General features: G+C 41.4%; 26 protein-coding genes and 1 pseudogene. 13 read left to right on the forward strand and 14 right to left on the reverse strand.

What is annotated here, in order from left to right:
* Positions 1-11: 11 nt before the first annotated feature.
* Complete coding sequence (locus tag GGQ95_RS14785) at positions 12-905, forward strand: LysR family transcriptional regulator (protein ID WP_044742085.1); 894 nt, start codon at positions 12-14, stop codon at positions 903-905.
* Positions 906-1,251: 346 nt separating this feature from the next.
* Here the strand turns inward: GGQ95_RS14785 and GGQ95_RS14790 are convergent, their stop codons facing one another.
* Positions 1,252-2,301, reverse strand: a complete 1,050-nt coding sequence (locus GGQ95_RS14790) for a hypothetical protein (protein WP_044742084.1) — start codon at positions 2,299-2,301, stop codon at positions 1,252-1,254.
* A gap of 369 nt (positions 2,302-2,670) precedes the next feature.
* Between GGQ95_RS14790 and GGQ95_RS14795 the strand changes: the two genes are divergently transcribed.
* Entirely contained in the window at positions 2,671-3,075 is a 405-nt protein-coding gene (locus GGQ95_RS14795) for a (deoxy)nucleoside triphosphate pyrophosphohydrolase (RefSeq protein WP_066149422.1), read from the forward strand.
* Between the two features lie 133 nt (positions 3,076-3,208).
* Here GGQ95_RS14795 and GGQ95_RS14800 read toward each other — a convergent pair whose 3' ends face one another.
* From GGQ95_RS14800 to GGQ95_RS14815, 5 genes are all read right to left on the reverse strand, one after another.
* On the reverse strand, positions 3,209-3,619 hold the full coding sequence (locus GGQ95_RS14800; RefSeq protein ID WP_066149419.1) for a cytosolic protein: 411 nt from the start codon (positions 3,617-3,619) through the stop codon (positions 3,209-3,211).
* Positions 3,620-3,631: 12 nt separating this feature from the next.
* Entirely contained in the window at positions 3,632-4,561 is a 930-nt protein-coding gene (glsA, locus tag GGQ95_RS14805) for a glutaminase A (protein WP_044742120.1), read from the reverse strand.
* Positions 4,562-4,768: 207 nt separating this feature from the next.
* Positions 4,769-4,990: a hypothetical protein gene (locus tag GGQ95_RS18395; RefSeq protein WP_244963759.1), complete on the reverse strand. Its 222-nt coding sequence runs from the start codon at positions 4,988-4,990 to the stop codon at positions 4,769-4,771.
* A 7-nt stretch (positions 4,991-4,997) separates the two neighbouring features.
* Positions 4,998-5,276, reverse strand: coding sequence for a hypothetical protein (locus GGQ95_RS18400; protein ID WP_244963760.1), 279 nt, complete (start codon positions 5,274-5,276; stop codon positions 4,998-5,000).
* Positions 5,277-6,097: 821 nt separating this feature from the next.
* Entirely contained in the window at positions 6,098-6,280 is a 183-nt protein-coding gene (locus GGQ95_RS14815; RefSeq protein WP_183187056.1) for a hypothetical protein, read from the reverse strand.
* Positions 6,281-6,487: 207 nt separating this feature from the next.
* Between GGQ95_RS14815 and GGQ95_RS14820 the strand changes: the two genes are divergently transcribed.
* The 5 genes from GGQ95_RS14820 (at position 6,488) to GGQ95_RS14840 (ending at position 11,964) form a co-directional block, all read left to right on the forward strand.
* Positions 6,488-7,684 carry an iron-containing alcohol dehydrogenase gene (locus tag GGQ95_RS14820; protein WP_080860782.1) on the forward strand — a complete coding sequence of 399 codons (1,197 nt, stop codon included), beginning with the start codon at positions 6,488-6,490 and terminating at the stop codon, positions 7,682-7,684.
* A 398-nt stretch (positions 7,685-8,082) separates the two neighbouring features.
* Positions 8,083-9,096, forward strand: coding sequence for an iron-siderophore ABC transporter substrate-binding protein (locus GGQ95_RS14825; RefSeq protein WP_080860822.1), 1,014 nt, complete (start codon positions 8,083-8,085; stop codon positions 9,094-9,096).
* On the forward strand, positions 9,089-10,129 hold the full coding sequence (locus GGQ95_RS14830) for a FecCD family ABC transporter permease (RefSeq protein ID WP_183187057.1): 1,041 nt from the start codon (positions 9,089-9,091) through the stop codon (positions 10,127-10,129). Before GGQ95_RS14825 ends, GGQ95_RS14830 begins: the two co-directional genes overlap by 8 nt.
* 23 nt (positions 10,130-10,152) lie before the next feature.
* Positions 10,153-11,157: a FecCD family ABC transporter permease gene (locus GGQ95_RS14835; RefSeq protein WP_369824142.1), complete on the forward strand. Its 1,005-nt coding sequence runs from the start codon at positions 10,153-10,155 to the stop codon at positions 11,155-11,157.
* Positions 11,158-11,964 carry an ABC transporter ATP-binding protein gene (locus GGQ95_RS14840; protein WP_183187058.1) on the forward strand — a complete coding sequence of 269 codons (807 nt, stop codon included), beginning with the start codon at positions 11,158-11,160 and terminating at the stop codon, positions 11,962-11,964.
* Positions 11,965-12,524: 560 nt separating this feature from the next.
* On the opposite strand, the gene GGQ95_RS14845 is transcribed toward GGQ95_RS14840, so the two are convergent.
* From GGQ95_RS14845 to GGQ95_RS14865, 5 genes are all read right to left on the reverse strand, one after another.
* On the reverse strand, positions 12,525-13,295 hold the full coding sequence (locus tag GGQ95_RS14845) for a DUF817 domain-containing protein (RefSeq protein WP_044742119.1): 771 nt from the start codon (positions 13,293-13,295) through the stop codon (positions 12,525-12,527).
* A gap of 133 nt (positions 13,296-13,428) precedes the next feature.
* Complete coding sequence (locus GGQ95_RS14850; protein WP_044742076.1) at positions 13,429-13,650, reverse strand: helix-turn-helix domain-containing protein; 222 nt, start codon at positions 13,648-13,650, stop codon at positions 13,429-13,431.
* A gap of 10 nt (positions 13,651-13,660) precedes the next feature.
* Positions 13,661-14,140, reverse strand: coding sequence for a DUF2975 domain-containing protein (locus GGQ95_RS14855; protein ID WP_044742075.1), 480 nt, complete (start codon positions 14,138-14,140; stop codon positions 13,661-13,663).
* Positions 14,141-14,408: 268 nt separating this feature from the next.
* Positions 14,409-16,046, reverse strand: coding sequence for a nucleoside recognition domain-containing protein (locus GGQ95_RS14860; protein WP_161491033.1), 1,638 nt, complete (start codon positions 16,044-16,046; stop codon positions 14,409-14,411).
* Positions 16,040-17,152, reverse strand: coding sequence for an NAD(P)/FAD-dependent oxidoreductase (locus tag GGQ95_RS14865; protein ID WP_183187059.1), 1,113 nt, complete (start codon positions 17,150-17,152; stop codon positions 16,040-16,042). The genes GGQ95_RS14860 and GGQ95_RS14865 overlap by 7 nt, the downstream gene beginning before the upstream one ends.
* Before the next feature lie 515 nt (positions 17,153-17,667).
* Here GGQ95_RS14865 and GGQ95_RS14870 point away from each other — a divergent pair.
* A pseudogene (locus GGQ95_RS14870) lies at positions 17,668-18,288 on the forward strand (IS256 family transposase); the annotation flags it as partial.
* Between the two features lie 639 nt (positions 18,289-18,927).
* Here GGQ95_RS14870 and GGQ95_RS14875 read toward each other — a convergent pair.
* Together GGQ95_RS14875 and GGQ95_RS14880 are read right to left on the reverse strand one after the other, a co-directional pair.
* Complete coding sequence (locus GGQ95_RS14875) at positions 18,928-20,463, reverse strand: HTTM domain-containing protein (RefSeq protein WP_183187060.1); 1,536 nt, start codon at positions 20,461-20,463, stop codon at positions 18,928-18,930.
* Between the two features lie 120 nt (positions 20,464-20,583).
* Complete coding sequence (locus GGQ95_RS14880) at positions 20,584-21,060, reverse strand: GNAT family N-acetyltransferase (RefSeq protein WP_044741682.1); 477 nt, start codon at positions 21,058-21,060, stop codon at positions 20,584-20,586.
* Positions 21,061-21,265: 205 nt separating this feature from the next.
* On the opposite strand from GGQ95_RS14880, the gene GGQ95_RS18625 reads away from it, so the two are divergent.
* From GGQ95_RS18625 to GGQ95_RS14900, 5 genes are all read left to right on the forward strand, one after another.
* Positions 21,266-21,400, forward strand: coding sequence for a hypothetical protein (locus GGQ95_RS18625; protein ID WP_280528800.1), 135 nt, complete (start codon positions 21,266-21,268; stop codon positions 21,398-21,400).
* A 78-nt stretch (positions 21,401-21,478) separates the two neighbouring features.
* A complete protein-coding gene (locus GGQ95_RS14885) occupies positions 21,479-22,624 on the forward strand; it encodes a SagB/ThcOx family dehydrogenase (protein ID WP_183187061.1) in 1,146 nt (381 codons plus the stop codon).
* A gap of 23 nt (positions 22,625-22,647) precedes the next feature.
* A complete protein-coding gene (locus tag GGQ95_RS14890) occupies positions 22,648-23,820 on the forward strand; it encodes a SagB/ThcOx family dehydrogenase (protein WP_183187062.1) in 1,173 nt (390 codons plus the stop codon).
* Positions 23,821-23,832: 12 nt separating this feature from the next.
* Positions 23,833-25,104: an MFS transporter gene (locus GGQ95_RS14895; RefSeq protein ID WP_183187063.1), complete on the forward strand. Its 1,272-nt coding sequence runs from the start codon at positions 23,833-23,835 to the stop codon at positions 25,102-25,104.
* A 152-nt stretch (positions 25,105-25,256) separates the two neighbouring features.
* Positions 25,257-25,628, forward strand: coding sequence for a thiol-disulfide oxidoreductase DCC family protein (locus GGQ95_RS14900; protein WP_080860767.1), 372 nt, complete (start codon positions 25,257-25,259; stop codon positions 25,626-25,628).
* A gap of 115 nt (positions 25,629-25,743) precedes the next feature.
* Here the strand turns inward: GGQ95_RS14900 and GGQ95_RS14905 are convergent, their stop codons facing one another.
* Positions 25,744-26,589, reverse strand: a complete 846-nt coding sequence (locus GGQ95_RS14905; protein ID WP_183187064.1) for a hypothetical protein — start codon at positions 26,587-26,589, stop codon at positions 25,744-25,746.
* Positions 26,590-26,731 lie beyond the last annotated feature (142 nt).

A 26,731-nucleotide genomic window follows, 5' to 3' on the forward strand; every position in this document is an offset into this window, starting at 1 on the left:
TGGAGACTGTAATGGATATTAAGCAGCTTCGTTATTTTTCAACCATTGCGGAGGAAGGACAGATTACTCGAGCAGCCAAAAAACTCCATATGGCCCAGCCTCCGCTAAGCTACCAATTGAAATCTCTCGAAGATGAGCTAGGCGTTCTTTTAATGGAAAGGAACGGAAAAAATATGGAGCTGACAGAAGCCGGGGAAATTTTGTATAGACGAGCAAAAGAGCTGCTGCATCAACTTGATGATACCATTACAGAAGTAAAAGAAGTGGGGCAAGGCATTAAGGGAATCTTATCGATCGGATCCGTCAAAACATGCTTTGCTTACATACCGGAACGCATTCGGCAGTTTCGTGAACAATATCCAAAGGTTCGTTTTCGGTTATATGAGGGAGATTCATTCCGTCTGGCGCAGAATTTACGAAACCGCGAAATCGAACTTGCCATCGTCCGCCTCCCTTTAGACCTGCATGACTTTTCGCTGCTTATGTTGCCCGCGGATCATTTTGTCGTGATCTCATCGAAACACTGGCCTGTCAGCCCAAAGATGCGAATCCAGGAACTCAAGCATATTCCATTAATCCTATTACACCGAGTTAGCGGTGTCGGCCTTTATGAGCTCGTGATCGATACATGTCGAAAGCATGGATTTGAACCGAATGTTGTTTGTCAAGGCCCTGATGCCGCCATGCTCCTCTCTCTTGCAAGAGCAGGAGTAGGAGTGGCGCTGCTTCCGAAGTCGACATTATGCTCCTTCCCTTTAACCGATTTAAAAATTAGTGAAATTGAAGATTGCAAGATTGAATCAGAATCTGCCGTGATTTGGCTTAAAAACCGCCGTCTGTCAAAAGCAGCTCGCCAATTCCTCCAAACCTTTGAGTATGAATATATGGCACCAGTCTTTGAGTAACTTGGAGGCAGCAGTTGTAATATGCGCTGAAAAGTGATGGCTTTTTTGTTTAATAGAGGACGAACACCCCCGCTTCACAGAACCAAAGCGGGGGTGTTCATGACCTTCATCACGCATTCACATGACGAAAAGGCAAGTGTGTGCACTTGCCTTTCAGCCGTGTTTTTACGGGCATCGTTCGTTCAATTCTTCAAATGACTGAAGTTGACCTTTTTCCCTATTAGATAACCCCTGAACTCCAAATAAAGAGTCATCAACTTTTTATGGGAACAGCTTTTGTTCGAGGAAAAAAGTTCTTTTTTTATACTGGCTGATTTTAGCTTCATTCAAACAGATAGCCAAAGTTTTATTTTTGCACAGACTTAACTATGCTACTATTTTCACCAACTTTAAGTTTCTTAACTATTTTACCATTTTTCATAAATTGTAATGTTCCGTTTTGAGGATTAGACACTAAAAATCCTTTTAATTGTTTGTTGTAGTCAAAATAGGCTGGATTCTTTATAGGTAAAAATGATTCACCAAAATCTTTTTTATTAATTATTGTTAAAAATTTTCCTTTCATGTCCATATCCGTATAATTATTAATATAGAATTTATTCCCCACGCTAATTATTTTTTGCGGGAAAGGCTTAGACAATTTCTTCTCATAAATGATTTTCCCATTATTCAAATCGATAACCATAAACCTATTTGTATATTTTTCAGGATCTTTCACCCACTCAGGCCGTGGTCCGTAAGAAAAACCTGTAAAAACACAGTACATTTTGTTATCTTCAATTACAAAATCACTTGGAGGTAATTCAAGATGATCTTGAATAACAGGATGAAATGAAAGGGATGCATCATTAGTTTGTATTCTATATACATTACTGTGCTGGCTCATGCTCCCCCCAGAATTTATAGAAATGAAAATTTCATCTTTATAATGTTTAATTGTATTAACCATTCCTTTGGTAAACATCAATTTTTCTATTTTCCCATTAGACAAATTAACAATAAAAAAAGGCATTCCCTCTCTAAATATTTCAGATGAAGCAATATAAGCTTTTTGCTTCACGACCACAAAGGCCGCTGGTATATGTGGCAGTTTTATTTTTCTTTCAATATAACCATTCGAAAGATTCATGATGAGCATCGAGGGTTTAGTTCCCGTATACGTACCATCCTCTAAAGCATAAACACGATTTCCGTCTATAGAAAAACTTTGAAATTTGTTTTTATTATTAATTTCTTTCACTATATTCATCTTCTTATCAAGAAAAATCAACTTACTATCTCCATCGGCAAGTGCGACAAAAGTTGGATATCTTGCGTGGTTTATTTCTTTCGATTTTTCACATCCGAAAATAAAACAGCAACAAATAAAATACGCAAAAATGACAAATTTCCTCATATACAAGTCTCCTTGTAAATCAGTGTTCATCTGAAACAAGACCAACTAAACATTAGGATAAGATCAAAAGTGTGGATAATCCATTATTTTACTAAAAATATGGAATGATTGAGCTAGACACAAGCAATGTCAATTGGTTTTAGTTTTTTTACCAAAACACCATAATTTCTTTGCATGAAAACGAATCTATGCGACACACATTGGACTAGTATCCAGACAAATAGATTGTCCCGCTCTTATATCATACCAAAATTTATCACTCAAAGATTCTTCAGCGTTTTTCCAGAAATCAAAAAAACAACTAAGCTTTGCATCGAATATTTTGTGATAAAATAAAGTAAAAATGCGAACAAAAAGGAGAATAACATCATGAAAAAGACCGTTCGTGTCATCGGCGCCGTTATTGAAGATGAGCAAAATCGTATTTTGTGTGCTCTTCGTTCTCCTCAAATGACATTACCGAATGTATGGGAATTCCCTGGCGGCAAGATGGAAGAAGGAGAGAAGCCAGAAGAAACATTATCAAGAGAAATTTTCGAAGAATTAGGCTGCACAATTAAAGTAGATGAAAAAATGGAAGAAGTGCATTATGAATATCCAGATGTGATCGTCCATTTGCTTACGTATAAAGCAAAAATTGCGGAAGGGGAGCCAAAGGCGAAAGAGCATGCAGAATTAAAATGGGTGCCGCTTCAAGATCTAACATCCCTTGAATGGGCACCTGCTGATGTTCCTACAGTAAAAGCGCTACTAACGAATGTTCTCAATGCTTAGTAAAAAACGGTCATACACGGCCTCTAAGCGCCAAAAAGCCCGCATAGAAGATTTCTCTTCCATCCGGGCTAAGCGAAGAAAGCTGTTTTCAAAAATCATGTTACTGGCCTTTGAAAACAGCTTCTTTCATCCCTTACACTTCCACCGTCTTTCCTTCCTCCACAATATGGTAGAGCAAATGGACCAAATGGTGAATCGGACCGTATGCTTCCTCTTTATCGCCTTCTCCGGCCATCTCTTCCTCATCGGCGAATTCAAGATCACTTAAGTATAGGGCCATAAATTCATAAAAATCTTTCATCTCAAAGCTATAGCATGCGCTCGCTTCTTCTTGGTCTTCTTCATATTGAAGCATCAAATAGGATACATTTCCTTTTGTGTCTTCGGCATCAAAAAAGACAAAGTAGCCGATGTTCGTATCCAAGTCGAACAAATGGCGCGTCCCGCCTTCAGTTACCTCATTGAACTCGCCTTCGTTCAATTTGCCGACTTTCATCGTTTCCATATCATCTTCGCGGTGAAACTGCACCATAAATGTTTTCATGTTTGTCTCCTCCTAGAAAATACTTAGTGAATATGTTTTTGACAGCAGCTCAAGCAATTTCATTCCCGTTAAGCTATTTCCCTTATCATCGAGCGCCGGACCGAAAATGCCGATTCCACACCGTTTAGGAACAGCCGCGAGAATACCGCCTGAAACACCGCTTTTCGCGGGAATGCCAATTTTAATCGCAAACTCCCCTGAAGCGTTGTACATACCGCACGTCACCATAAACGTTTTGCAGATACGGGCGACATCAGGCGGCATGAGCGGTTCACCCGATTGCGGGTCTCGCCCATCAAGCGCCAATACAAGGCCGATATGCGCCAAATCGATGCACGTCATCTCAATGGCACACTGCTTCGTATACAAATCCATTAGTTCTTCAACATCTTCATCGATAATACCATGCTGCTTCAGGAAATAGCAAAGCGAACGATTTAAAAAGGCGGTCGCAAACTCAGATTGAGCCACTTCTTTCGAGTAGGAAATGCTTTCATTGCCGGCGAGGCGGCGGACGAATGCCAACAGCCGGACAAGCCGTTCCTCGACCGAACCGCCGCGGATCATATGCGTCACCGCCAGCGCTCCAGCGTTAATCATCGGATTAAGCGGTTTGGCTGGCTGCATGTCTTCAAGCTTGGCGATTGAGTGAAACGGGTCTCCCGTCGGCTCCATGCCGACTTTGCGGAATACTTTCTCTTCGCCGCAGTCAATCAAGACAAGCGCAAGCGCAATAATTTTCGAAATGCTTTGCAATGTCACTTTGACTGTTACATCGCCAGCATCGATCACCTGACCATCCGGCATATAGATGGCGATCGACAATTCATTCGGATTCGCTTTTCCCAGCGCGGGGATATAATCGGCCACCTTTCCATCGCGGGCGTACGGCTTCGCTTCTTCGACAAAACGGACAAGCTCTTCTTTTTTATACACAAGCATCACCGTTTGTTAGTATCGTCCATTTTTTCAGCATATATGACCCTTTGTTTATCTCTCATTGATCTTTTTCTCTAATGATTCGCTCTAAGGATTTCTGTTTGATTTTTCAATTTCTAAGGCGCAAAATAATCATTAACAAAAAAGTGCCGAATGAATGACCATTGAACCGCGCTTTTTATGTTGGCACACTCACAGTTACTAATTTGTTTATTTCGGTTGAAGTTTTTTCTTTCTCCAAGGTTTTAAATATGAAATAATAAAAATAAAAACGGTGACGGCCACTTGAAAATATACCGCGTATTGCCTTATTTCATGATTTTGAAGAAAAGCCGGATTGCTTAAAGCTAGTTCCTTTTGCGTTTCCAATAATTCCATATTGGCAATCATCAAACGGTCGACGACAAAAATGCCAACAACGGTTTGGATCATATAAAGATCAAATTTGACGCCGACCCAGCAATGCTAAAAAAATCCCCAATGGGTGAAAAATCCGTAAATAAAGCCTACTAAACAAAGTTCCAACCGCTCCCCATCTGACTACATGATCACTTATCGTCACCATGTTTTTATAACCGTGGTAGGCTTCATCATATTTTGTAAAATCAATCCAGAAATTCAATGCTACCGAGCTCAAAATGCCGCCAAAAAACAAAACCACTAAAAAAACATGGATGATTTTCAGCCATTTCATGCCATTAGGTCCTATTTTCTTCAATATTCCGTCCCCCTCTTTATCGCTTGTATGTTACGCGTTTTTTACACCGATCAAAAACCTTCTCTATCTTCGCACTATTCATCATTATAACGGGGGAAAAATAATGGCAATATGGGCCGCGTTTTTCATTCTCCCTACTTCTGAAGGCTTATTTCTTATAACAGCAACAACGATAGTTGATGTGAAATGTTTGGACACAAAAAAGCAATCACGGGAAGATGATAACGTGTTTGGCAAGGGGCTTCTGCATGTATAAGTTCTGTTGCAAAAATTCTTATATGACGAATGAGAGGGAAACGATATGAAACAGAAATTTTTCCCACCCTTATTATTTTTCTTAATATAAAGCGGGTCAGAAGGTCCAGACTTTACTGGCATTGTTGCTTATAAATCAAGACGGTTGTCGCAAAGTTTGTTATTTTTTCAAGAAATCTCCCGCCTCTTAACGAAATGCAGGTGGGAGAGGCTCAGTAAGTAAAATACGCCATAAAATGATTTTCATTCTCTGAATTACGATAAAATAACACAAATGAAAAGAGGATTGTTTATGAAAGTTTTCTCTGTTTTGTTCATGATTTTAGGAGTTATTTTAACGCTTTTAGGTATATTACCTTTTATATTGAAATATCCGTTTAACAACAGTCCTAATTCAGGTCCAGCAAATATTTAGGAACTAATCCTTATGATTTCATATGACGTCAAGGGATGGTATTTAATGATTGGCATTGGTTTATTGTTATTATCCTCATTTTTCAAACAAAGGGAAAATTAAAGTTTTAAATCATTTTTAAATAAACACCTTAATTCTATTTGCACAAATATTACCATTCTCCTGCTTCTTTCAAGATTCCACTCCATAAACTTTTTACTCTAGCAAAATAGATCAACGCTTTGACAGCCGGGCGACCGAACCAGCCGACTTCTAGACAAATGAACTTGTTTAGAAGCAGCTCGTTGTTCGGCACTTGGAACATTTTGGCATGACCGAGACATGTCATTAACACTTCTCCATCCACCCTGAACTTTCGGCTAAAAAATGAGGAAAGCAGTGGGCTTTTTTTGGAACATTCATCTGTATTTATATAGATCGTTATGATCTGAAACACTTGTCTGTCTATATATCACGCACTAAAGGATCTTATGGTAATTGCATTTAATAATTGGCAGACGTCTTGCGTATTTATATGGTGAAAAAGAAAGGAGTGTACCAAATGAGAGATTATGCCTTGTTTCAAACACCCCAAACCATATCCTATGGATGCAATGCCTTTCAAACAGTAGGCAAAGAAGCAGCATTAAGAGGCAGAAAAGCTTTAGTAATAAGCGACAAAATTATGGAGAGCTTAGGGAATATTGAAAAACTTCAACATGAGCTTTTAAAAGAAGAAATTGTAAGCGTTGTCTATTCAGGTGTGGATTCAGAACCAAATGATGGTTACGTGGAAGAAGCATTACATCTTCTTCAAGAAGAAAAGTGCGATTTAGTGATTTCGCTAGGTGGAGGAAGTTGTATTGATACAGCCAAAGCCGTTGCTGTGGTTGCAACAAATGGTGGTTATATTGGCGATTATATGGGAAGAAAAAAAGTCGCAGGAAATCCATCCATCCCACACATTGCCATTCCAACAACAGCCGGAACCGGATCGGAAGCTACGGATGTAACAGTCATAACCAATACTGCTAATGATGTAAAAATGATGATCAAACAACCTGCCTTCATGCCTGACGTCGCCATTGTCGACCCACTCTTCACTTTATCTTCTCCTAAAGCTGTCACGGCGGCCACTGGAATTGATGCTTTAAGTCATGCTGTTGAAGCTTACATTTCTAAACGTTCTCATCCAATGACAGACGTTCTAGCACTTTCTGCAATGGAATTAATCGTGAAACACTTAAAAGAGGCATATGAGGACGGAAACAATATTGAAGCAAGAGAAGGAATGGCGCTGGGAGCATTACAGGCAGGTATGGCCTTTACCAATTCTTCTGTTTGTCTAGTGCACGGTATGTCAAGGCCAATTGGTGCGCTGTTCCACGTCCCGCATGGAATTTCAAATGCGATGCTACTACCGGCCGTTTTAGAGTTTAGTTACGAAACTTGTACCGATCGCTTAGCTGTATTAGGAACATATTTTGATCCAACAGCAAAAACCCTTTCCAACGATGAAGCAGCAAAAATCGCCGTTCGTTCTGTAAAAAAGCTTTGCCTAGATTTAAATATTCCTAATTTAAAAAATTGGGGCATTGATCAACATGATTTTGAAAACGCTATCGAAAAAATGGCGACTGATGCGCTTGCCAGCGGAAGTCCACAAAACAACCCTAGAGTGCCATCAAAAGAAGAAATAAAAGAGCTTTACAAAGTTTGTTACAATTACGATTTTTCTACGGAAAATTCTTCACTATGAACCTCCTCCCCTCCGTTAAGAGGGGGGCTTTTTTCAGAGGAGTGTTAAAAATATAAGATGGCGCTCATTCATTATTGACAACTGATTTCTGAAAACATAGAATGAGATTGGGAATCATTATCATATATTGGTGGACAAAAAGCATTTATTTTCTTGCTGTCCATCTCATAGATTGTGATCAAGATAGGAGGTAGACACAGATTGGCCGTTGTGAAAAATGATAGGCAAAACGCCTGCTAGTAGCAAATGTGTGGAAACAAATCATTTGTCAAGGTTTTTTCTTTCTATTTAATAGGATTTGCCTATCATAAATCTATGATTAAATATAAAAAGGGGGCTATAAATTGATTGCAAAACAAAACTTCTCATTTAAACTACTTGTTATTTTGACAGCGCTCATGATCGCATTAGTTGGTTGTTCGAGCAGTTCTCCTTCTACCTCCAAATCAAATGAAGAGAAATCGACAAATACTAAAACAGCCACTGGTGACGACACAAAATATCCGATCGAGATCAAACATGCTTTTGGTACAACGGTGATAAAAAGCAAACCGAAACGAGTCGTTACGATCCAATGGGGGAATCAAGATATTCCACTCGCTCTTGGTGTGATTCCTGTAGGATTCTCGGCGGCAAACTTTGGCGTCCAAGATGATAGCGGTCTTCTACCTTGGACTGCGAAAAAGCTCAAAGAACTCGGTGAAACGAAACCAAATGTGTTCCACGATACAGACGGATTGGATTTTGAAGCGATTTCCGACGCAAAACCCGATGTCATTCTGGCTGCTTACTCCGGTATAACAAAGGAAGACTACGATATGCTCAGCCAGATTGCTCCGGTCGTTGCTTATCCGGAAGCACCATGGGCCACTCCATGGCGTGACCAAATTCTCATGAATGCAGCAGGAATGGGCATGAAAACAGAAGGCGAGAAACTGGTCAAGGATATGGAAAAATTGATCCAAGAAAAATTAAGCAACTATCCGCAAATTAAAGGCAAGAAATTTGTATGGGCTAATTTTTCGGCTGATGATTTGTCGAAACTCCATATCTATACGCCGGTAGACACCCGCGTGGCCTTTCTACATGAGTTTGGATTGGAATACCCTGAAAGTGTAAAGAAACTTATTAAAGATCCTAAAAGTTTTTACTTGGATTTAAGTGCCGAGAACGCCGAGGCTCTTAACGACGTGGATATCATCGTCGGATATGGCAACGAAGAATTATACAATGCCCTCAAAGCGGATCCTGTGCTTGGCAAAATTCCAGCGATCCAGAGAGGTTCTGTCGCGTTCATCGACAGCAGCACACCTTTGGTTGCAGCTGCCACTCCGACTCCGCTTTCCATAGAATATACGATTGATGATTATTTAGAATTAATTGGAGGAGCCGCTAGCAAAGTAAATGAATAGTTTTTTTGCTACTCATGACAAACGAATCCGTTTACATACGCCGAAAAACTTTACAATGATTTTGGCGATTTGTATTCTCTTGCTCGGCGTGTGTATCCTTGCTTCCCTGGCCTTGGGTTCCCGATTAGTGAGCCTTCAAGAATTAGTAGACGGTTTGTTTCACCCTGATGTTGATTCTTATGGAGCCAACGTGGTTCGCAAGCGAATTTCGCGAACGATTTTCGGTTTGTTTTGCGGAGCAGCGCTTGGGGTTTCCGGAGCGCTTATGCAATCTGTCACGCGAAATCCCATTGCGGACCCGAGCATTTTGGGTGTGAACACGGGCGCCGCTTTGTTTGTTGTTTGCGGGATCGCGTTTTTGCATATCAATGCAGCCAACCAATATATTTGGCTAGCTTTAGCTGGAGCGGTGATAACAGCAAGTCTCGTATTCGGTATTGGTTCCATGGGACAAGGAGGGGCTACTCCCCTCAAGTTGATCTTGGCGGGAGCCGCTACAAGCGCGGCTCTCTCTTCCCTCGTCGTCATGATCATACTTCCGCGCTCTTATGCCATGGACCAATTTAGGTTTTGGCAGGTCGGAAGTGTTGGATCAGGGACTTGGAGCGCTATCTCCATCTTTATCCCTTTTCTTATCGTCGGGATATTGATCGCTATGATAACGGCTCCGGCCCTTAACGCTCTCGTACTTGGAGATGACGTTGCTACCGGACTGGGGGTTCGAACAGAAATCTTGAGACTAGTTGCCGCTCTCGCAAGTGTGATATTGTGCGGGGCAACTACGGCGCTGGCCGGCCCTATCGCCTTCGTCGGGCTCTTATCCACTCATGTTATGCGACTTCTACTTGGCCCTGACTTGCGCTTTGTCATACCAATGTCTGCTATGGCAGGCGCCATTATCTTGACGATATCAGATGTATGTGGCAGGCTCATCGGCAGCCCTGGTGAACTTGAGGTCGGTGTTGTTACTGCATTTATCGGAGCGCCGTTACTCATTCTATTAGCTATAAAATCGAAAGTGAGTTCATTATGATCAAATCATCTGTTGAATTGATTATGGCGGGCAGACGCCAAAGACGTCGCCGATGGATACTTGTTACTGGATTGCTTGCGTCATTGGCGTGTATACTTTGTTGCGCGATGCTGTTGCTTGGGAACACGATTTATCCGGTTACAGAAGTCATCCGGGCGCTTTCAGGCGAGCAGATTCCAGGTGCGTCATTTGCGGTGAATACGATCCGCTTACCGAGAATGCTGGCAGGACTTTTTGCCGGATTTGCTTTCGGTCTTGCTGGCAGCATCTTCCAAACAATGTTGCGCAATCCTCTTGCCAACCCGAATGTCATTGGAATTACTACCGGCTCAAGCGCGGCGGCCGTTTTCTGCATCATCGTGCTTCAAACTAGTGAATCGGTCGTTTCTTTAGCTTCGGTGATGGCTGGTCTTGCCACCGTCATGATAATTTATCTCTTATCTAGCAGAAAGCCCTTTTCAATTGGGCGATTAATCTTGGTTGGAATCGGCATACAAGCGATGCTTGACGCCGCCATATCCTATCTGCTTCTCATTGGCGCACAACAAGACATTCCCGCAGCACTCAGATGGCTGAGCGGGAGCCTCAATGGCTCCCAGATGCATGAGCTTCCGCCACTGATGATAACGGTTTTGATCTGCACTCCTATCATTATCGTATTGGGAAAACAGCTCAGTTTGCTGGAGCTTGGCGAACAAGCGGCGACATCTCTCGGCGTACGTACGAATACAGTCAGAGTCATACTTATTCTAAGTTCAGTCTGTATGCTTGCTGTGGCTACGTCTGTCACCGGACCCATCGCCTTTGTCGCATTTCTTTCGGGACCAATTGCCAAAAGATTGGTTGGATCTGGTTTTTCCAATGCCCTTCCTGCGGGGCTTGTTGGTGTGAATCTTGTTCTCGGAGGAGATCTGATTGGACAGTTTGCTTTTGAAACCCGTTTTCCTGTCGGCGTCATCACTGGCATAGTCGGAGCGCCATATTTGATTTTCTTGCTGATCCGAATGAATCGAAAGGGAAGTTTATAAATGAAACCAGTGCATCTTTTCAAAGTCGAGCAAGTCGTGGCAGGGTACGATCATAAAACCGTTATTCAAGATGTTAGTCTTGTTGTTCCTAGTGGCAAAATAAGTGTGATGATCGGAGCAAACGGCTGTGGGAAATCGACTCTTCTAAAAACGATGGCCAGACTGATCAAGCCTACATCTGGACAGATCATCCTCGACGGAAAACCGATCAGTCAATTTCCACCAAAACAATTGGCTCGAATTTTAGGATTGCTGCCGCAATCTCCTGTCATCCCAGAGGGAATTACGGTTGCAGATCTGGTGGGGCGTGGAAGATTTCCACATCAATCTTGGCTTAGCGGATGGACTAGAAAAGATTATGAAGCTGTTGCAGAAGCCATGGAATTTATGAATATTATCGAGTTCGCCAATCATCCTATTGATGAACTTTCAGGCGGTCAAAGACAGCGCGTCTGGATTGCTATGGCTCTTGCACAACAACCGGACATTTTGCTTCTCGACGAACCAACAACATTCCTAGATATTACCTATCAAATCGAAATTCTCGACTTGCTTACTGACTTAAACCGAAAACATGGAACAACGATTGTCATGGTCCTTCACGACATCAATTTATCTGCACGCTATGCCGATCATATTTTTGCGCTCCACAAGGGCAGGCTTGTGGCCGAAGGGGAGCCATCTAAAGTGCTTACGAGCACATTGATCAAAGAAATCTTCGGCCTCGATTGTACAGTAATCGAAGACCCTCTTTCAGGCTCACCAATGGTGGTGCCGAAAGGTCGACATCATGTTCATGTCCATTAGTAGGCGTTCCCCTGTCTTAAGGGGAACGCCTACTATTGTCTAATACATTCTATCGAGAAGTCTGCCTCCTCTTAACAGAATATGAGCAGAAGAAATTCCATTAACAGCAATCACTACATGAAACAAACAGATTGTCAACATCATAACTTGGAATTGCTTATCTAATTTCCATCAATATAAAAAAGCAAAAACCCTAGTATCATAATAGTTGACTAGAAAAATTACGGTAAGGATTTCCGCTATGCATCATCTATCGAATTAATCCTGCCATTCTCGTCTCTTTGGATTTTCTATGCTCTCTGGATGAAGCTTCATCATTTTCTCGTCAATCGTTCCACTTGACACAACGGCATGTTTAAATAGAAAAATTTCTCCACCACTCTGCACAAATAAACTAGTGAATAGAAGCAATCGGTATGAGACAGCTAAAATTCATATTTTAGCGTAAATGCTAATCTCTCAAGTTACCTCTAAATGTCATAAGAATGAACTTTGATCGTTGGAAAAGGAAAGGATTCGTTTCGATCACATATAATTTCAAGTTTTGCGAGGACAAGCCTCTATTCTGATGGAAGATTTTCCTTCACTTGCTTTAACGTCGCTACGATCAAAAAGCTCACAATCACTAGTAAGAACCAAGAACTCACCTTTCCAAGATGAACAAGACTCCATGCCTCGGCCTGATTTGGATATTGCCAAGCTCCAAAAAACGTTGCGATATTTTCAGCGATCCATATAAAAAATCCGATAAGCACAAAGGAAAGGACGATCGGCATGCGGTAACGAGTGCCGCCAACCTCGTACGTGACCCATGATGGCCAAAAAACGATCATGACAAGTCCTGACAGCCACCAACGAACGTCCATCCAATAATGATGAGTGAAAAAATTCAAATAAATCGCGGCAGCAAGAGGCACAACGACGAAAAACGGCGGCCATTTAACGAGCTCCACCTTCAGCCTCCTCCACGCCTGACAAAGATAGCTCGCTACACTTGCGTACATAAATCCGCTATATAAAGGCACTCCGAAAAATTTAGAATATCCTTCCCCTGGATAAGACCATGAACCCATATGCACCTTGAAAAGTTCAAGAGCAAGGCCGATAAGGTGGAACAATGTGATCACCTTTAGTTCATCCATTGTTTCAAGCCTAGAACGCACCATCCACCACTGCATCAGAAGGCAAATAATGAGCAGCCAGTCATATCGCGGCAGAAAGGGAAGCGGCACGATTTTTGTAAAGGCCAAAGAGGCAAAAATCACAACGGGAAACAAACATGATAGGGCCTGCTCCCAACCGAAACGCACGAGTTGTTTGCATGCTCTCATAATTTGTGCCTTTATCATTTTTTTCTGGGTATCCTTTTGAATGGTTAAATTCATGAGCGACTCCTTTTTGATGAATTTGAATCATCGAAATGCTCCTCTTCCTTTCCACTTCACGTTACATAGTTCTATGAGCCTAATCTTGACTCTCTTCATCACTTCGGTATTCTAAAATATCTCCTGGCTGACATTCTAATGCCTTGCAAATCGCCTCTAAAGTGGAGAAACGAATCGCTTTCGCCTTTCCGTTTTTCAATATGGAGAGATTCGCCATTGTGATCCCAACTTTCTCCGAAAGTTCTGTAACGCTCATTTTTCTTTTCGCCAGCATAACATCAAGATTGATTATAATTGGCATATTGTCCACCTCAGATCGTTAAATCATTTTCTGATTTGATATCGATAGCCGTTTTTAAAAGTTTTTGCAGAACGGCAGCAAAAACGGCAATCACCATTGATGCAAAAGGAACCACCAATCCGATCAAGATGACACCTGGAGCGTCATCTTTCTCCGCAAAGAGATAGAAAAGCGGTAAGACGAGCACATGCAAACTGCTGATGGTGATGGCACAGTATTTGATTTTTTTCAAAGCGATGACAGATAACTCGGAAAAAGCTTCATTTTTGTCAATGTAGCGTAAAAGATTAAAAGCCTGATACAAAGCAAAGTAAAACGGTACCGCGGATGCATAAAAAACAATGAAAACGAGATATTTAATAGAAGCAAATTCCGGAAGCAATTTTGCTGCAACATTCCCTAGCACAGGTACCAAAAAGATGCACAAAGCAAGAACTGGAATCCCTATAAGAATAACAACAATCTTTAAAAAGAGAGTTTCTGGTTTCATAAAAAGCACCTCGCTTATTTATTGTCGATTTAATTTTAATAGATTTTTTATCGTTTTTCAATAAATTATTATCGTTTATTATTATTTTTTTGCTGCAAAAAAATATACTTCTTTGTTCAAAACAGACACAAAAAAGCATTTCTCATTATAGAGAAATGCTCTGTCACTTTTATATCCAAGCCTCCAGCTTCCCTGCGCTTTTTGCTTATTAATCTTTGGACTTCCTTAGATCTTTTATGATTTGCTTCTTGGAATGGCATCCAGTATTTTATTGGAACAACAGCGAAAGCAGCAGGGCGGACGTAAGAGATGTGACCATCTGCTTCCCCGATAATAACAGGGCCTCTTTCACCCCTAATTCCTTTGCAACCGTCCATAAAGTAACCGCGCACGCACTTAAAGTAGAAGCAAGATAAACGCTAAGAAATAATTGAAATGTCGACATCTCCGTTAACAGCAGCTGGTTCCCTTCATTAAACAATAAAATGCCATCTTTACGAATCATCGAAAAAACAAGGCCAACAGCGGCTTCATGCGGCAAATTCAGCCATTGAACAAGCGGCGCAAACACTCCAACCGCTTTTTTCATCCATCCGAACACGTCCATCAATCCAGCAATTAGGCAAATCGTAAAAAAGATTGGCATCGCCTGTGTTAGAAATTGTGAGACCGTTGCACGAACCCGGTATAATACTCCTGACCATGTTGGCAGCTGAATAAATGTCCGATGCGGGCGGATCATCCCTATATGCGCGAATGCCTGCCGATGCCATATTCTCGTATGAAGTGCTCCAACAAGAAAAACAGTAAATAAATACGGCAAAAATAAAGACGGCTTTTGTGCGCTATGAAAAATGGAAATCGTTGCACCAATTTGATAACTGCAAGCCGAACCAAACGAAATAAGAGAAACACACGATTTTCGTGTGCACGCACTGCATAATCTGCTCTGTTGAACGGCCACCACATTGCATCCAAATCCAGTTAATACTGGTATAAGATCTTGGCCATTTAATCCGATTTTTCGCAAATATGGATCAAGGGCATCCATGATCCGATCTTTAATCCCTGTTTCGTCCGTGATCGCCATCATAACACTTAACAAAAACACAACGGGAAACGCCCATAAAAAGGAATACGCTCCCAACGTAAGCAATCCATAATCTCCAACAAGTAACGCTTCAACCAGTCTCCCTTTCCCTTCAAGAGCCTGAATAACTCCAGCTAACGCCGCTTCTAAATACGGCTGTCCCCACTCTGCGATTTTATAGGCGATATAAACCGGAAAGAGAAACATCATCAAAATCGCCGCTACTGAAGCGAGAGGCCCTACGACGGGGCGTTCAAATAAAAGCGAAACAGGCTCTTGTTTAGGCAAACGAAGCGCCTGTAATAGCTTCATATCCTCTTCTGTCCATTTTCTTCCTTGCATAAACGGCGGAAGCGTACCATCAGTCTCCTTCCTTCCTTTTGTCAAAAAGATCGGGAATTTGTATTGCTTTTGGGCGTTTTCTAATACTGCTTTCGCTTGTTCATTCATTTTATCTACAAATGTAACGGCAATGGAGACGTCCATTTGATCGATAGAAACAATGGACAATAGTTCTTCTAATTCCTCTTGAAAATGGGTGCCCCGTATAATAAGCATCACATGATGGGCTTTTTCCACTTCTTTTTCCAGTTGCCGCTTGCCAAGCTCATCTCCTCTGCGCAATCCCGGTGTATCGACAATCTCCCATCCATCCAAGCAACGAAGGGGATGGGAACGAATCGTATACGTCGTTCCCTTCACATTGGTTTCTTCACCAATGCCAAACTGCGTCCATCTTGAAAATAACGTTGTCTTTCCAACGGATTCAAGCCCGATGAGCAAAAGCCGTTTTCGTTTCGCTTGTTCGGCTAGCACTCGCATTTCACCTCACAACAAGATAAGTCCGTTAAATACATTTGATTGTTGGCGTAGTGAGTGAATATTTCTTCATCATGAGACAGTCTGAAACGGTCAACCAATTGTTTGGCCACAACAGCAAAACGCTGCCGAAATTTATAAATAAAGCAGAAAATCGCCTGATCGTGAGCAACACTTGGCCCAATTAAAAATAAATTCGGCGTAATGGTCGATTCATCATGAACCGTCAGTTTCGGTTTTCCATTTTCCCCCCATTCAAACAACGGACGAATTTGTTCCGCACCTGAACGAAATCCTGTGGCTAGAATCGGTTGGGGTTGAGTCAGCATTTGCTTGCCATTCGAAAGAAATAGCGTATAACCGTTGTTATCCTTATAAATCTTTTCCACTTTTGTCTTTTCGATAACGGTTAGCCGCTTGGTGCGCTCGGCTATTCGCAAGCGCTCCCATGTATATGGGGCCAGCGACAAACTCGGGTCCGCTTCTTTTTTTCCATTTCGCTCTTGAGCTGAGATCACAGTCACCTCATTGCCATAAGCCACTAAATTCACAGCTGCATCCATCCCGCTTTCATAACCGCCAATGACCACATAGTGACCTTTTTCAAGCTTTCTCCAACTATCAATATATCGGTTATGTAACGCATGTTCCGCCCCCGGGAATGGACGTACATTTGGAAACTGAAATTCCCCCGTCGCCCAAATGACAGCATCTGCTTCATAATCGCCTTCATTTGTTTTTAAAACAAAGCGGTCTCCCCTTTTCTCAACGCTAGTCACATTTACTTCTTCTCGAATCGGCAAATCATAATGTTCAGCCAATAAATCAAGATATAGTGCATAATCTTCGCCGCTTAGCCGCTCTTTTCGCAGTGTGAATGCAGGCGATGTTGTCGGGGAAACAGCATTTAAATCTAATGCGCCAAATCCTTGTCCTGTAAATGACGGAGTAATAAAGCGCATTTCTTTCGGCCATTGCATAAATGACGAACCAATGCGATCACGCTCTAAAATCCCGAAATTCTTAATTCCTAATTGCTTGAATAATATCCCCATTCCAATCCCAGCAGGTCCCGCCCCTATGATTAGAATAAAAGGGTTCATTTCCTCTTCACCTCTCGATAATAGTAATCATTACGTTTTATAAACTATACCACACAAAAAGGAATTTGTGAATTCTATAGAATGGAATACATCAAAACATTGTCGGTATTAATTTCATATTTTTTCACAAACGTTCAATAAGGATTCGTCTGTATAGTCCCCCCCTCCTTGTGCGATTCTTTTAGCGATGATAGACGAATCATCCAAACAGCCCTTTTTATGAAGTTCTTTCTAAAAGCTTCCTTCCCCGTCCAGCATTCATCTTTTCCCATTCCAGACTTCAATATATATACTCCCCAGTTTGTCTTTGCATTTACAAGCGAAGTATGTTTAAATATTATTTAAATCGTAATGATTACTATTTTCGTTTTATTTTCTTATCTTTTAAGAGTGTTATCAAAATCAGGACGGAGAATTTAAAAAAGAATTTTTAATAACGGGGAGGAAAATGACTAATGAATCAAAAAATACCTGTAACTGTTTTAAGCGGCTACTTTTATTTTGCACTAAACAGTCGAGATACGGTAGAAAAAGAGGTCATTTATGTCGTGTTAGGTGTAAACGAAGAAGGGTTTCGTGAAATTCTTGATTTCTTTGTGGGAGGACAGGAAAGCGCCCATGTATGGCAGGAGATTCTTCAACAACTATACAACAGAGGCGTCAAGGAAGTCCTTCTAGGCGTATTCGATGGACTACCGGGTTTAGAGGAAGCCTTTAAGACGGTTTATCCGAAAGCCGATGTGCAGCGTTGTGTCGTTCACAAAGTACGTAATACCTTACATCGTGTTCGGAAAAAAGACCAATTTGAAGTGGCAGAGGGTCTCAAGCTGATTTATTGCGCAACGAATAAGGAGATGGCGTTACAGATGTTTCAACAGTTTGAGTCGAAATGGTCCAGCAAGTATCCGAGAGAAGTTCAATCTTGGGCGAATGAGTGGGATGTCCTCCTTACATTTATGGAGTATCCAAGTCGTATTCGAAGTGTGATTTACATGACCCATGCCATTGAACGAACGATCAAAGAGATTCGGAAACGTCTCAAGCCGATGAACAGTTTGAGTAGCTTAGAAGCCGCTGAAAAAGTCGTGTATTTGACCATCCAAGATTTTAATGAGAAATGGGCAGGGCGAAAGTGACGAGGATTTGCTGAAGCACAGGAGGCGCTTCAACGAATGTTTGAAGAACGTTACAATTAACCAAATACTGTAAATGCCAAACCAATAAAATAAGGGGATCCTCCCTTTCTGCACAAAAAAACTGAATATTCTGTCATTTTTATAGAGGAAACTAATCCCCTATCCATTCCAAATCCATTTCAGAGATACCCTATCTATGTTGCATTACACAAAATTCTTGACGTTACCTAGTATTCTAACTAAATTATACCAAATTTTTAATCTATCCGTCTATAAATATTCGTTAAACTATAGTTTCGCGCAAATTTAACTATATAAAAAGAAATAAATTACAAAACAACCGACTGCTCCCCCTATATTGGTAGCAGCCGGTATATATGTGTTCCCAACAACCTTTGTAATCTTCTCTTCAATTTCCTCCTTGATATTTACTGTTTGTACCCCCTCATCGCTTAAATCTCAAAGTTCTAGTTAGATTTAGAACAATGATAATTGTTCGATTTCTTCACTTTCGCACTGTTGTACTTCTTCTTTAGGTTTTTCTGATTCATAAACCTCTTGTTGAGATGTATTATGGTGTCGTTGGTAGGCGCTGCAATAGTTTTTGACTTCACTATCCTTGTCATCAATAATAGCAAGTCAGCTCATTAATCTGTCCTGTAGTTCACCGTATTGCTCTAATCGCATGCTTTCGGATCTTTGTTGCGGGTCACCAGATCCTCGAACTTCCTGCGTGCCTAGCGGCACGGAGGCAATCACTACACTACCCGAGTCGGTACGGCAAACTAGTTCTATGCGGTCATACCGCTCCCAGTCTGGGATCGCGTTCTTGACAATCAACGCGACCTCATGCAGCAGGCGGGTCGCTGGGTATTCCGGGCTACACACGCCTAATTCTACGCGGTCTGCTGCTTTCGCCGCCAAATCGGCAATCGCGGTAGCGCGAACCACCTTGGTGTATTGGGGCCAGCGGACAAACTTGGCCACCTTGTTCTCGAGCATCAGTTGGAACAGCCGGTGCTTCTTGCCACTGTCGGTCGACCGAACTAGGATGTCCTCCATGACTTCCACAGGCAACCACGCCCGTTGCCACGCCCGGTGCTGGTTTCGTTGAGCACGTACGGCGCGCTCGTACAGTTCGGACTCGGAGGGTACTCGCACGGCGCCATTCGTCAGGCCATTAGAGTACATTGGCACCGTGGTGAACGGCCACTCCTCAGACTGTCGTATTAGCACCGTGATTAGGACCACGCACGCGAGTATTCCCACGGCGGTGAACAAGCCCCCCAAGGAGACAGCGGAGGTGGTGCTCGAATGGTCGGTCAGGCTCGGCACAATCAGAAGCAGGTAGCACCACATTTGTACCAAGTACATGGGACGCATCACGCACAGGATGCCGATATGCAACCAAATCCAGCATACGACCAACGGAACCCGCCACGATGGAACGAAGATCGCGACCGGGGCCGACAGTTCGATTAGCACGGTCAGAGATGCTAACACCCGGCATAGCACCGGGCTACCCACCAGTAGTCTGGTCATGAAGGGCCAGCGGGACGGCGAGTACTTAATGTAGAACCGCAATGCGGCGCCATTTAACCATCCGAGGCCACCGTAGAGGAGCTTGGACACACCGCCGGCGAACATAGTGTAAGATAGGAATAATAGCAGCAATTTCGGGGCAAACCCTGAGATGAACGCCGATTGATCGGGCACCAGCAGCGGCCAGTTCACGTACTGGGCGAGCAGACCGTCTAGCGAGAAGTCGTAGGACACCGAGAAGCACATGGCTAGCAACGCGTACAGCGCCGAGTGCTTCGAGTGGTGGGCGCCTAGCGCACCAGCATTCACCATATGCAAGAATGCGAAACCCAGGAACGTCAGTACACCAGTGACCGGCTGGACGAACCCGGCCGCGGCCGCTACCCACATTGCGATTGTCAGCTTGGCCACAACTGACAGCACGCGGGGACTAACCCAGCGGAGGCCCAGCAGCCGCATCGCCAAGACCGGGGTGTAAAAGGCACGCTCGGTGCTGCCCATAATCTTCGCCGCCTGTAGCGGCGACGGAAAGTCAACGATACACAGCACAAGCAAGCCAGTGTAGAAGACTGCCCGCAGCACCCCGGACACCGGTGCCATCTCGAACAGCCACCAATGCGTGACAATGTTCATCGCTATACCCCCCAAGGATAAATCCTCTCCATTGGCATATTATTAAGAATTCCTGAACCCATAAAAAGAAAGCCTTTCTCAAGTGCTAAAGTCTAGTAAAATCGAGATACGAGTTAGTTTTCATTTGCTTCTGAGATATTTTTTCATTTTAATGCTTGTTGGAATATACCCCATCTTGGTATATAACTGATATGCACGTTTGTTGTGCCCGAAAACATGTAACCCGATTGAACTTACATTCATCGAGGCAAGGTCAGTTTCAAATGCAATAAGTGACTGCTTTCCATATCCTTTGCCTTGAAATTCTTCGTATATCTTAATGCTGTATATAAAAGCTGATTTCTCGCCATTATTTTCTTTGACTTCATACCAAATCGTGCCTATTGCGCCTACTACTTCGTGATGCAATGAACACAAAAAATGACCATTCGTATGAATCCCTTTAGATAATAGTTCATTTGTTTCTTTGATCGCTCGTCCAATCGATTCTGATGGTGTCCATCTGCCTTCCTTTACATTTTCTTCGGCATACTCTCTGACTGTCTCTTCGAAGAACCTTTTATATTGTTCTTCGTTCATTCGAACCAAAGTTATCATGGATATTCCTCCTAGATTAATTCCTGCCGGCCAAAATAGACTATGGTGTCGGCTTCAAATGCAGATTTACACAGCAATTTAGTGGAAAATTATTACTAGTATTGACTTAATATTATAACATTTCTAATAATTTTCAAATTTCTAACTTGACTAAATTGCCGATCAAATTTAATATAAACTTAAGTAATGTAAGGAGGTGGAAAAATTGGATAATGAATTAAAAGATAATTCAGTAAAAAATAATACAGTAAAAGAAGAAACATTTATTACAGTAAAAGAAGAAACATTTATTTTTGAAGAACAGGAAGCACTGATACCTATTATGCACCCGGCCGACTAAGAATTGGCATGAGCGGAACCATCTGAAACTCAATCAGGTGGTTCTTACTTTTATTCTGTTGGGAAAGGGTTTGAGAAAATGTCACGATTGAACCGTTATTATTTAGCACCTGATTTAGTCATTACTTATCCTGATGGACAACCGCACTTGCATCTACCTTCTGTAAAACGCACTTTTAAAGTTGATTGGAAGGTATGCGAGATTATCTCCATGTTTTCGAGTGAAGACACAAGCTTACAACCGATTTTTTCAGAATCAATGGTAACAAGTATTGTCGAACACTTGGTCAAAAATGGAATTCTCATAGAAAAGGAAACAGATTACAATTTGACCATTGAGCAAATCGTAGCGGAATGGCAAGATTGGGATGAATCATCTTGGTTCCTTCATCTACAAACAAAAGATACAAAATTTGAAACCACTGAAGAAGGTAGATTGAAAAATGTTGAAGAATTCAGAAAAAAATCATCTCCTGCACCACAATATTTCAAGTGCAACTGCGCAACATCTAGCATCAAACTACCGACTCCTAGTAAACTTTTAGATCAAACTTTGGTCAATTCTTTTATGAAACGTAGATCCTGTCGACGTTTTTCTGAAGAACCAATTTCACTACAAAACTTAGCCGATGTTCTATTTTACACTGGGGGGATTCTTTTCACAAATGACACACACTCCTATGGAATCGTAGCCAAAAAGCCCTCTCCCTCTCCGGGTGGACGACATTCAATAGAGTTATATCCGATTGTGAATGCATGTGAAGGTTTACGAAGCGGTGTGTACCATTACTGTCAAAAACACCACGCTTTACATCTTATTGAGGCAGAAGAAGACGTGAAGCCATTTCTATACGATGTCCTATATGGGCAAGATTATTTCCTGAATGCCGCAGTTACAGTTTTTTATACAAGTGTTATAGATCGTTTAAAATGGAAATATAATACCAGTAGAGCCTATCGGCTCATGCATCTAGAAACAGGCCATTACGCGCAAAACTTTTTACTTACCTGTACTGCTCTTGGTTTGGGTAGTTTTGTTACTGCAGCTTTCAAGGATAGTGCTATAGAAGAGAAATTGGGGGTTTGTGGGGTTCATGAAGTTGCGATGTACGTCTCCGGTATGGGCCATATTGTGTTTGATAAGACTACGCGATCAGATATTGAATATGGACAAGTACTGCCTGAAGGAATCGAGATTCGTCTCCCTATAGGAGACCATAGCTAACGAAAAAGGGGGAAAAGGAATATATGGAATATATTTACAAATACAAACTAACATCAGATTTGGTTATTACTTACGTCAACAGGAAGCCTCAATTGAGGATACCCTCGCAACATCGTCGTTTCGAAGTTGACTCGAAAGTCATGAGTGTCGTCTCTGCACTCACAGGGAACCCAGAAGAGACTTTACATAGGCTAGAGAAGACCATTTCCAAAAACACAATACAAGCTATTGTTAATAAGTTGATTGATGTCGGTGTTCTCATTTCCGCGAACGAACAAAAACAATCACGAACCTCAGAAATAGTTATGGAATGGGCAGAGTGGGGAGAATCCACTTGGTTTGTCCATCTGGAAAGCCGTGATGCCAATTATAAGTCGTCCGATGAAGTGGGTGAGGAATTTATGGAATCTTCCGGACCACATCCTCCTACATATAAATGTAACTGTGAAAAATCAAATATCACTTTGCCTAAACCTAGCACCTTATCAAACATGACCCTTTCCGATGCTTTAACACTTCGAAGAACCTATCGAAACTTTTTGCCGGAATCAATCAAGCTACAAGAACTTTCCGATCTTCTGTATTATACAGGTGGAATCCTCTTCACAAATTCGACTCGGTTCTTTGGACGAGTTGCAAAGAAGGCCGCTCCTTCGCCTGGAGGTCGGCATGCAACGGAATTATATCCAGTCATAAATAATTGTGAAGGTCTGGAAAGAGGCATTTATCATTATTGTCAAAAACATCACGCCCTGCATCTTCTTTCTAAGATGGATGATGTTAAATCATTTTTGGATGAAGCATTGTATGGCCAAGACTACTTTCTGGATGCATCCGTTACAATTTTTTATACAAGTGTTATAGATCGAATTAAATGGAAATACAAAGGCGCACGCATTTATCGACTTATGCATTATGAAACCGCTCACTACGCGCAAAACTTTTTGTTAGCGGGAACAGCACATAATTTAGGTGTTTTCATGACGGCAGCTTTTAAGGAAAGTTTAGTAGAATCAAAACTCGGTATTGACGGAGTACATGAAGTGGCCATGTATGTAACAGGAGCTGGACAAAAAGATGAAATAGGTCCATATGCTCGCGCCGGCATTGAGCTAAGTGAAAACGTACCGGCAGATTTTAAAATTGTCCTGCCAAAAGCTCTTTCTTCTACAGCTGAGCAAAAGATACTAGGGTAAGGTGGAGATGGCATGAAGTTCCTAGTTTCTCAATATTCGAAAATAAAGAAAGTAGTTCATTCACAACCTTGGAGTGCGCCCTTTCTAGGGGCATTGTTTCTAGATTCGTTCGGATCGGGGTTAACTATGCCATTTTTAGTTCTTTTTTTTCTAAAGACGAGTGGTCTTTCGTTGGAGCAAGTAGGTCAAATGCTATCGATTAGTGCATTGGCTGGATTACTTGCCATACCTGTCTGCGGTATGATAGTGGATCGATTAGGTGCAAAGCCTGCTGCTCTTGCAAGTTTTTGGTTACGAGGAATCGGAACTCTTGGATATTTGATATTCCATAATATTTGGGGATTGACAATCGCAGCGACTATTGTTACCTGGGGACAGCGGGCATGGCCAGTTGTGAACCAAACGATCATCTCACAACTTGTCCCCAGCGAGGATCGAACGATGTGGTTTGGAAGTTCTCGAAGTTTACGGAATTTGGGGAATTCTTTAGGAATGCTCATAGGTACAGGTATCATAGCAATATTTAATACATCATTTGCTTATGGGACGTTAATATTCATAGATGCATTCAGTTTTCTTATTGCAGCCGTGTTGATTGCAAAAATTCCATTGCGCAACCAATCAATTATAAAAAAAGAACCGATTTCCAAAAAAGTTTGGGCTATTCGTTTTTCATACGACTCAAACTTAATGCGTTTTTTGGTAGCAGTTGCTCCGATGACCTTTATGTACGTCGCTTTAGGTTTCGCAATGCCTGCTTTTATAAAGGAGATAAGTCCAGACCTTAGCTGGATTTCTGGTGTGTTATTTACAGTAAATAGCCTTTCCGTTATTGTCCTTCAGGTTCCGCTGTTGTTTTTTACACATCGCTTGAACGATTTGCAAAAAATAATCGTCGGTTCGGTTGTTTTAGGCTTATCTTATATCATTTTCTTAGGAAGTACATTTTTAGTATCTGCACACTTGAACTTTTTTGTTCCACTTCTTTTCGTCGGAATTCTTCTCTTTAGTTGTGGAGAACAACTTTTTTATCCAGCGTCTGCAACAATTGTGGGAGAAATTGGTCCGTCTGAGAAAAGAGGGAAAAGCATTTCGAGCTATCAGCTTCTCTATGGAATCAGTAACGCGATCGGTCCCTTCATTGTAGGATATTTATTAACAAGAAATATTCCCCTTTCTTGGTCGTTTTTTGTGGTGCTTGCTTTTGTTGGAGTATTCCTACAGTGTATGTTATTACCCAATATAATTGGACAATCGCGTTCTCGTGAATCAACAATATTATAGGTATAACAAATGCTAAAAATAACGAGACGTAAAGCGTGATAAGTGTATTTGAATATTCAAATCCTTTCAAAATTAATTAATTTGATGATTTTGATATCACCCCTTATTATAAACATAAGATTTGAAAATTTTACAAAAAGGAGTAGCATAAGGTGAGTAAAATCTTAGTATTGTATGATAGCTGGTGTCCAATCTGTATGAGAGTTAAAGAAAATATTCATAAGCTGGATTGGTTTAACCTTATTGAACTAAAGAGTATTAGAGAAGAAAATAATCTAAATATACCTATCACTGACCTTGAAAAAGAAATGTATTGTATAAACGTAGAAACAGGAAAAATCACAAAAGGTATTGACGCAATCGCTTCTATTTCAGCAAGACTTCCGTTGATGATGTTATTTTGGTTACCTTTAAAATTATCAAGCTACTTTGTTTTTGGTCATAAACTCTACAATTATATAGCTAAAACCAGAAGAATTATTCCGGTTAATAACTGTGATGGAGACACCTGCAATATAAAATAAAGTGAAGTGACCCCTGTCAAGTAGACAGGAATAAAAAAGAACATTTAAGCAAGGGGCTGACCCAAAACGCGAATGCGTTTTGGGTCAGCCCCTAATAGGGTTTGGCTGTGTTTGATTAAACATTTAAGTCTTTCCCTACTTCTTTAGCAATGTAGAGGAGAAACTCTCTGATCGGGTATATCACTAATTTTTCGCTTTGATTAAATGTTACATTGTTCTTTTTTAAATAATCAAGCAGCTGCGGCAAGGTCATTTCATGTCGATAAACAGCATTAAATTTATACAAAACGATTTCTTTCCATTTTCGGGGATTCCCGTTAATATACGTTTCTCCGGCTATCTTATAGTTTAGAATTTTTTCTTTTTGCTCTTCTCGTTTTTTCATTGCGACCTTTTCCTCCGTTGTCATGTCGGATGGTTCGGGATACGTATTCACCGTATGGTGTTGAAGAATATGTTGTCGAGCGGATTGGATGAGCAACTCTGCTTTTCTCTTCATATAAGAGCTATTAAGAGCTTTAAATCGCCTTGATAAGTCCTCATCCATTTCTTCCTGGCTTCTAATTTTATTGTTGGTCGATGCTTGTCCCCACTCTTTTATTCTTTCTTCCATGGTTTGAATATGTTCGTATATCGCCTCTTGCAACCGTTCTTCTTCCGCTAATATTTGATAGTATTTAGCTAATAATTCCTCTTTAAGAAGGACCATTTGTTTATTTTCCTCGTGAGAATACAGTTGAAACGTTTCCATATCGGGTGTAATACTTAATGCCTGTTCTAAGCTAATCTCCAAAGGAGTGGTTAATACAAAAGCATGTCTTTGATTCGTCATCAAAAAACGTAAAATTTTACAGGTTCGATCCTCTGGATTCACATACACAATGCTTCGCGTGTCAAACGGTTCATATTTACTTGGTTGTTGTAATAACAGGTCGAGTAAATGAGGATCTAAATCTAACAAAAATAAGTTCCAATCGATATCTTGCGGCCGCTTTTCTATGATGTGTAACTCTGATTCTACAAATGTAGTATAAGCTGAAACCTTTGGATTAAAAGCTAACCACACTTCATCTACAAGGAAAAATGGTCTGATTCCCTGTGAC

Source organism: Anoxybacteroides rupiense, assembly GCF_014196195.1.
Classification (GTDB): domain Bacteria; phylum Bacillota; class Bacilli; order Bacillales; family Anoxybacillaceae; genus Anoxybacteroides; species Anoxybacteroides rupiense.